Source organism: Methyloceanibacter sp., from assembly GCF_050999895.1.
GTDB lineage: Bacteria > Pseudomonadota > Alphaproteobacteria > Rhizobiales > Methyloligellaceae > Methyloceanibacter.
This window is the reverse complement of record NZ_JBPCOU010000095.1, coordinates 1-5,667: the sequence shown is the minus strand read 5'-3', so window position 1 is coordinate 5,667 and position 5,667 is coordinate 1. Positions and strand designations below refer to the sequence as shown.

The 5,667-nt window shown below is 62.6% G+C and carries 9 protein-coding genes; 3 read left to right on the top strand and 6 right to left on the bottom strand.

All coding sequences use genetic code 11. The features are described from left to right. Positions 1 to 315 precede the first annotated feature (315 nt). Together ACR2J1_RS10830 and ACR2J1_RS10825 are read left to right on the top strand one after the other, a co-directional pair. Entirely contained in the window at positions 316 to 684 is a 369-nt protein-coding gene (locus tag ACR2J1_RS10830; RefSeq protein ID WP_434019337.1) for a hypothetical protein, read from the top strand. 20 nt (positions 685 to 704) lie between these two features. After that, on the top strand, positions 705 to 1,589 hold the full coding sequence (locus ACR2J1_RS10825; RefSeq protein WP_434019336.1) for a transporter substrate-binding domain-containing protein: 885 nt from the start codon (positions 705 to 707) through the stop codon (positions 1,587 to 1,589). On the opposite strand, the gene ACR2J1_RS10820 is transcribed toward ACR2J1_RS10825, so the two are convergent. The 6 genes from ACR2J1_RS10820 to ACR2J1_RS10795 form a co-directional block, all read right to left on the bottom strand. Then, the gene (locus ACR2J1_RS10820) at positions 1,565 to 2,431 is read right to left on the bottom strand and encodes a sterol desaturase family protein (RefSeq protein WP_434019335.1); all 867 of its coding nucleotides are present in this window, start codon (positions 2,429 to 2,431) and stop codon (positions 1,565 to 1,567) included. The two genes, ACR2J1_RS10825 and ACR2J1_RS10820, sit on opposite strands and share 25 nt — an antisense overlap. 31 nt (positions 2,432 to 2,462) lie before the next feature. Next, a complete protein-coding gene (locus ACR2J1_RS10815; RefSeq protein WP_434019338.1) occupies positions 2,463 to 2,789 on the bottom strand; it encodes a DMT family transporter in 327 nt (108 codons plus the stop codon). Between the two features lie 86 nt (positions 2,790 to 2,875). Beyond that, a complete protein-coding gene (locus ACR2J1_RS10810) occupies positions 2,876 to 3,724 on the bottom strand; it encodes an aldo/keto reductase (RefSeq protein WP_434019334.1) in 849 nt (282 codons plus the stop codon). Between the two features lie 66 nt (positions 3,725 to 3,790). After that, the gene (locus ACR2J1_RS10805) at positions 3,791 to 4,423 is read right to left on the bottom strand and encodes an HdeD family acid-resistance protein (RefSeq protein ID WP_434019333.1); all 633 of its coding nucleotides are present in this window, start codon (positions 4,421 to 4,423) and stop codon (positions 3,791 to 3,793) included. Between the two features lie 143 nt (positions 4,424 to 4,566). Continuing rightward, a complete protein-coding gene (locus tag ACR2J1_RS10800) occupies positions 4,567 to 4,752 on the bottom strand; it encodes a hypothetical protein (RefSeq protein ID WP_434019332.1) in 186 nt (61 codons plus the stop codon). An 8-nt stretch (positions 4,753 to 4,760) separates the two neighbouring features. Beyond that, positions 4,761 to 5,150 carry a LysR substrate-binding domain-containing protein gene (locus ACR2J1_RS10795; protein ID WP_434019331.1) on the bottom strand — a complete coding sequence of 130 codons (390 nt, stop codon included), beginning with the start codon at positions 5,148 to 5,150 and terminating at the stop codon, positions 4,761 to 4,763. Positions 5,151 to 5,253: 103 nt separating this feature from the next. Here ACR2J1_RS10795 and ACR2J1_RS10790 point away from each other — a divergent pair, with 103 nt between their 5' ends. Then, complete coding sequence (locus tag ACR2J1_RS10790; RefSeq protein WP_434019330.1) at positions 5,254 to 5,640, top strand: NAD(P)-binding domain-containing protein; 387 nt, start codon at positions 5,254 to 5,256, stop codon at positions 5,638 to 5,640. The last annotated feature ends 27 nt before the right edge of the window (positions 5,641 to 5,667 follow it).

The window sequence follows — 5,667 nt, the reverse complement described above, 5'->3', positions numbered from 1 at the left end:
GTGCTGATGGCAGCCCTTGTCTACGGCATCATATTGTGGCGGCATCGGCGCAAAGACCCGGCCATGAAAGCCGCGCAGAACGAAGTCATCCACGAAAACTATCGGCGAGAAGATGAGCTTCGCCGTCACGAAGGCTTTTAGGTGGCTGTTAGGCGGCTGCGTTGCGCGCTGGCCCGCCTGCCCATGCTCGGTTTTTTTCCCCACGTGTAGCGCGCGCTCCCGAATTGCCAGATGGCGCGATATGCGGCGACTGAAATCAACAGACAGTAGAGCGGCATGAGGAGAACGTGCGCGAAAAGATCGCGGTAGCCTCGATTGCGCACGCTCATCGGCCTTGACCCATCCCTGCGCGATCAGGACGTCATGCGGATAGACGCCGGTGCTCTCTGCAATGGCTATGGCGCGCGCGAGCGTCCCTTCGTCGAGGCAGCCATTGAGGAGAAATCCGTATTCGAAGGCATGCGCGGGGGATCGCTCTTCGCCAGGCCAAGAGGCGCGCGCCTGCGCCGTCCGGTGTTCCCCCGCTACCCGCAACTCGAGAAGCCCCGCAACTTTCGCCTCCCAGTATTCGCACTTTTAAGTCGTGAGGCAATCATCCTAACTTGCTTTGCAAGTATTCGCGCAAAAGATGTCTTTCAATACTATGCTCGTAAAGATTGCATCTTCGATCTAGCAAGCGCGTGAAGCTCGGGGTAAAGAGAGACGTGAGCTCGCTTCGCGATTCTTTCAAATTCAAACGTCTCGGCGCCGTCCTTGGCGCGGTTGCGGCGCTCGCCCTCCTTCTATTCACGCTGCGAATCACAGCGGCGGAAGCGCAGACCAAGACCGAAATCGTCCCCGACATCTGGCAGGGCGACGTGCTCCGGCCCAAGCCCGACCTGCAAGGGCTCGAACGCCTCCGCTTCGTCACCGACAGCGACTATCCGCCATTTCACTATCTCGACGAGGTTGGCGGGTTGACGGGCTTCAACGTCGATCTCGCGCGCGCGATCTGCGAGGCGCTGGAGGTCGAATGCGAAGTGACGGCGGTCTCGTGGGACTCGCTCTTCACGAGCCTGCTCCGCGACGACGCCGATGCGGCGATCGCCTCGATCCGCATCAGTCCCGAGACGCTCGCCAGGGCCGATTTCACCACGCGCTATTACGCCACGCCGGCCCGCTTCCTGGCGCGCAAGGACAGCGATCTCAGGGACATCCGTCCCGAGACCATCGAGGACAGAAAGGTCGGCGTCGGTAAGGGCACCGGCCACGAGGCCTATCTCGGCACCTTCTTCAAGGGCGCCACGATCGTGCCCTTCGACAGCGCCGAGGAGGCGCAGAAGGCGCTGAAAGAGGGCAAGGTCGATCTCATCTTCGGCGACGGCATTGGTCTCACGTTCTGGATCAACGGCGTGGTGAGCGAAGGCTGCTGCGAGTTTCGCGGTGGACCCTATCTCGACGCCAAGTTCTTCGGCGACGGCGTTGGCATCGCGGTGAAGAAGGGCAACCGCAAGATGGCCGAGATCCTCAAATATGCGCTTGAGCAGGTGCACGATAGCGGGCGCTATGAGGAGCTGTTTCTCCGCTACTTCCCGATGAACTTCTTCTGATCGCTGTCACGGGTGCGCGCTGAATTGCGCTCGCTGCGGAACGGGAGCCAAAGGCTCCAGCCAAACCGCACAGGGTCTTCCGTTTGATAGGGCGTAAGCCCGATCGTCATGTTCTGGTGCCCGGCTTCCGGCTGCGCCGTATAGGTGCGGAACAGCCGGTCCCATAAAGAGAGATTGAACCCGTAATTGGAATCATGCTCGCGCCTGAGCACCGAGTGATGCACGCGGTGCATGTCCGGGGTGACAACGGCAAGCCGCACGATCCCGTCGAGCCATGCGGGCAGCGCGATATTGGCGTGGTTGAACATGGCGCATGCGTTGAGGATCACCTCGAACAGAAACACGGCGAAGGGCGATGCTCCGAGCGGCACCACCACCACGATCTTCCACAGCATGGAGAGCGCGATCTCGACGGGGTGAAAACGCACCGCCGTGGTCACGTCGATATCGCGGTCAGCGTGGTGCACCTTATGCAGCCACCAGAACAGCGGCACCTTGTGCGAGACGAGATGCTGAAACCAGATCGCGAGGTCGAGCACGAGCAGCGTGACCAGGATCTTGATCCACTCGGGCCAGTGAAGCTGATTCAGCAGTCCGATCTGGTGCTGTTGCGCGTAGAACGCGGCGGCGACCGCAGCCACAGGCACTGCAAGCATGGCCATCAGCCGCAGCACGGCGGTTCCTGTTGCCGCGATGCCGACATTGGTGAACCAGCGCCGCCGCTTCGAGACTGAGAGCACGCGCTTCGGCCAGCCGAGCTCGATCGCCGCCATCACGAGAAAGACCCCGAGGAAAACGGCAAAGCGGATGAGACCGTCGGTTTGGCCGAGAAGACCGTCCATGGACAAACTGCAGGGTTGGAGGATTGACCCGTCAGTTAGTCTGCCTTCCCGCCAAGGACAAGCCAACCACGCCTGCGATCACAAGAGCGAGAGATGCAACCTTGAACAGGGTCAGGGACTCGCGAAAATAGGCGATCCCGATCAGGGCCGCGAGCGCGGTGCCCACGCCGGACCAGATTGCGTAGGTCATCGAAAGCTCGAGCCGCTTCAGAGCCACGATCACGAAAGCGGCTGACAGCGCATAAAAGACCGGAACGGCGAGCGAGGGAATGAGCTCCGAGAAGCCGCGCGACAGCTTCATCGCCGTGATGCCGGCGACCTCGAACAGAATGGCGGCGGTGAGAAAGACGTAAGGCACCAAAGCGGCTCCGCGATCGAGTGCAACGCAATCCGTCCTCAACAGCGAATTTGCGTGACGCCGTGATGACAGAGAGTGCGTCCGGCCTACAGGAATTCGAGCGGTTGCGGCCCGGCGGGCGGCGGAAAGGCGCGGTCGAGCGCCGCAAGGTCGTTGTCGCTGAGCTCGATGTCGAGCGCCGCGCGATTCTCCTTCACATGCGCGATGCTCGATGCCTTCGGGATGACGATGAGATCCTTGCGCCGCAGCGTCCACGCCAGCGCGACCTGCGCCGGCGTCGCTCTGATGCGGGCGGCGACGGAATTGAGCGCAGGGTCGCGCAACAGGCGACCTTGCTCGATCGGCGAATAAGCCATGAGCGGAATGTTCCGCCTCTGCGCCCACGGCATCAGACCCTTCTCGATGCTGCGGCGCTGGAGATTGTAGAGCACCTGGTCGGTGACGACGGCGTCCCCGCCGGGCAGCGCCACCAGCTCCTCCATGTCGCCGACATCGAAATTGCTCACGCCCCAAGAGCGGATCAGGCCCTCGCGCAGAAGCGCCTCGAACCCTGCGACAGTCTCGGCGAGCTTGATGTCGCGGCGCCAGTGCAGGAGGTAGAGATCGATAAAGTCGCAGCCGAGCCGGGCGAGGCTCCATTCGCAGGCAGCGATCATTCCCGCCCGCGACGCGTTATCCGGCAGTACTTTGCTGACTAGGAAAATCTCTTCGCGGCGCCCGGCGATGGCCTCGCCAACGATCTCCTCGGCGCCGCCGCTGCCATACATCTCCGCGGTGTCGATCAGGGTCATGCCGAGCTCGATACCGAGCTTGAGGGCCTCGACTTCCTCGCGCCGCTTGCGCGGGCTTTCCCCCATGCGCCAGGTGCCTTGGCCGAGCTGCGGCACCGTCTCGCCGGACGGGAGTTTCACCATAGGAATGGGACGCTTCGGCATGGCGCTTATCCGCTCATCGCGAAGCTACGATATCGGAGCAGTCCCGGGATGCGGCAGCACTAAAGATTAAGCCTTCCGCGCCGCCGGAGCGCGATGCGCTCTTTCTTCCTTGCGCGAATGGAGCTGGAAGGCCAGCACGAGCAGGAGCACCCCGAAGATGAGCGCATAGGCCCCGAGCCACCAGGTCAGCACCACGGCGCCGACCACGGGTGCGATCACGAGCACGATGCCAAAGATCACCGACGCGATCCCGCCAAGAGCAAGCCACCAGCGGCCATGATCGAGCTTCAGGCTGAACGCGGCCGCAAGCATCAGCGCGCCGGAGATGATCGCCCAAACCGCGACCAGGAACACGAAAGCGACGGCGGTGATCGCCGGCCAGAGAAAGGCGATGGCGCCGGCCGCGATGTCGACCACGCCTTCTAGGATGAGCAGGCCCCAACGTTCGCCGTTCCGCGCCGCCTTGATGCCCGCGGCGATGCCGAACACGCCGTCCACCAGCATATAGGCCGAGAACAGCAGCACGAGGGACAGGATCGCCGCTGCCGGCACCAGCAGGCTGATGAGGCCGAAGGCGATGCCAAGCAGGCCGCGCAGGCCCACTGTCCACCAACTATCCGCCAACACCTCGCTCAAAGCGTCGACGCGCGATTTTTCCGATGTCGACCCGCGCGCTCGCGGAGTTGCCGCCGTGGCCATGATTGTTACCTCGCTCTCCAGTTTGGCTTCTAAAATTTGCCCCGCCAAAATTATGCGCGAATCGGCGTGGGCGATAATAATGCGGCCATTCTAAAGCGGTGGCGCCGCGATTTGTTGCACTTGTCCACACCGCCTTGACCGCCTCAAAGCTCCAGGCCGGCCTCGGAAACCAGCCCCGTGATGGTCTGGCGCAGCCACATATGGGCGGGGTCTTGGTCGTAGCTCGCGTGCCAGAGGAGCGAGATTGTGAAGGTCGGCAATTCGACCGGGACAGGGCTCGTTGCGAGGCCGAAGGCGTCGGCGAAATAGCGCGCGCGCCGCGACGGCATGGTCGTGATCAGCGCCGCGCGCCGCACGATGAAGGGGACCGCGAGAAAATCCGATGTATGAGGGAGATGGTCCGGCTCAGCTTGAGCTTTGCGAGCGCGTCGTACACGGCGCCATGCGGGTCATCGCTGAGGCCGGTCAGCACATGCGGGACGCTGAGATAGTCCCCAAGCGATATCGGCACGGCGAAACCGAGCAGGTCGGAATTGAAGAGGCACAGGAAGCTGTCGGTATAGAGATTGCGCCTCTTGTGATGGGTCTGGCCGTGGTTGAACGCGCCGATGCCGAGATCGAGCCGTCCCGTGTCGAGTTCCTCGAGGATGGAGAGGCGATCGAGGGGTTTTAGATGCAGCGCAATATGGGGCGCCACCTTGCGCATGCGAGCGGCGAGGACCGGCACTAAGGCAACTTCGATTGGAGTCGCAAAACGATCAACGCGGCGAGGCACGGATGGACATAGGCATTATCGGCGCGGGCCGGGTTGGAACGGCCCTTGAGTCGAAGTGCCATCGCACGTTTATGGCGCGCGGGATCCCAAGCGGTCGCAAGAGCGCAACGCGACAAGCGTGAGCGATGCGCTGGCGGTGGCGGAGGTCCTCATCCTCGCCACGCCCTGGCCGGTGATGGAGTCGCTCATTTGCGAACAGGCGTGGTCCCTTGACGGCAAAATCGTCATCGACGTCACCAATCCCATCGCCGCGAATTTGGCGGGGCTTGCGATCGGCTTCGACAGTTCCGGCGCTGAGTTGCTGCAAAGCCAGGCGCACGAGGCGAAATTTTTCAAAGCCTTTACACCGTCGGGGTGGATGTCATGGCCAAGCCGCGCTTCCCGGAAGGGCGTGCAGCCATGTTCGTCGCCGGCCCCGATGGGCCGGAGAAGCAGCTGGTGATGAGCCTCGTCGCCGATGTCGGCTTTG

What these genes read in the sequence shown, in the direction of transcription:
- ACR2J1_RS10810 (WP_434019334.1), bottom strand. Translation starts at nt 3,724, where the DNA reads ATGCCGAAGCGTCCCATTCCTATGGTGAAACTCCCGTCCGGCGAGACG.
- ACR2J1_RS10800 (WP_434019332.1), bottom strand. Translation starts at nt 4,752, where the DNA reads ATGCCGTCGCGGCGCGCGCGCTATTTCGCCGACGCCTTCGGCCTCGCA.
- ACR2J1_RS10805 (WP_434019333.1), bottom strand. Translation starts at nt 4,423, where the DNA reads ATGGCCACGGCGGCAACTCCGCGAGCGCGCGGGTCGACATCGGAAAAA.
- ACR2J1_RS10820 (WP_434019335.1), bottom strand. Translation starts at nt 2,431, where the DNA reads ATGGACGGTCTTCTCGGCCAAACCGACGGTCTCATCCGCTTTGCCGTT.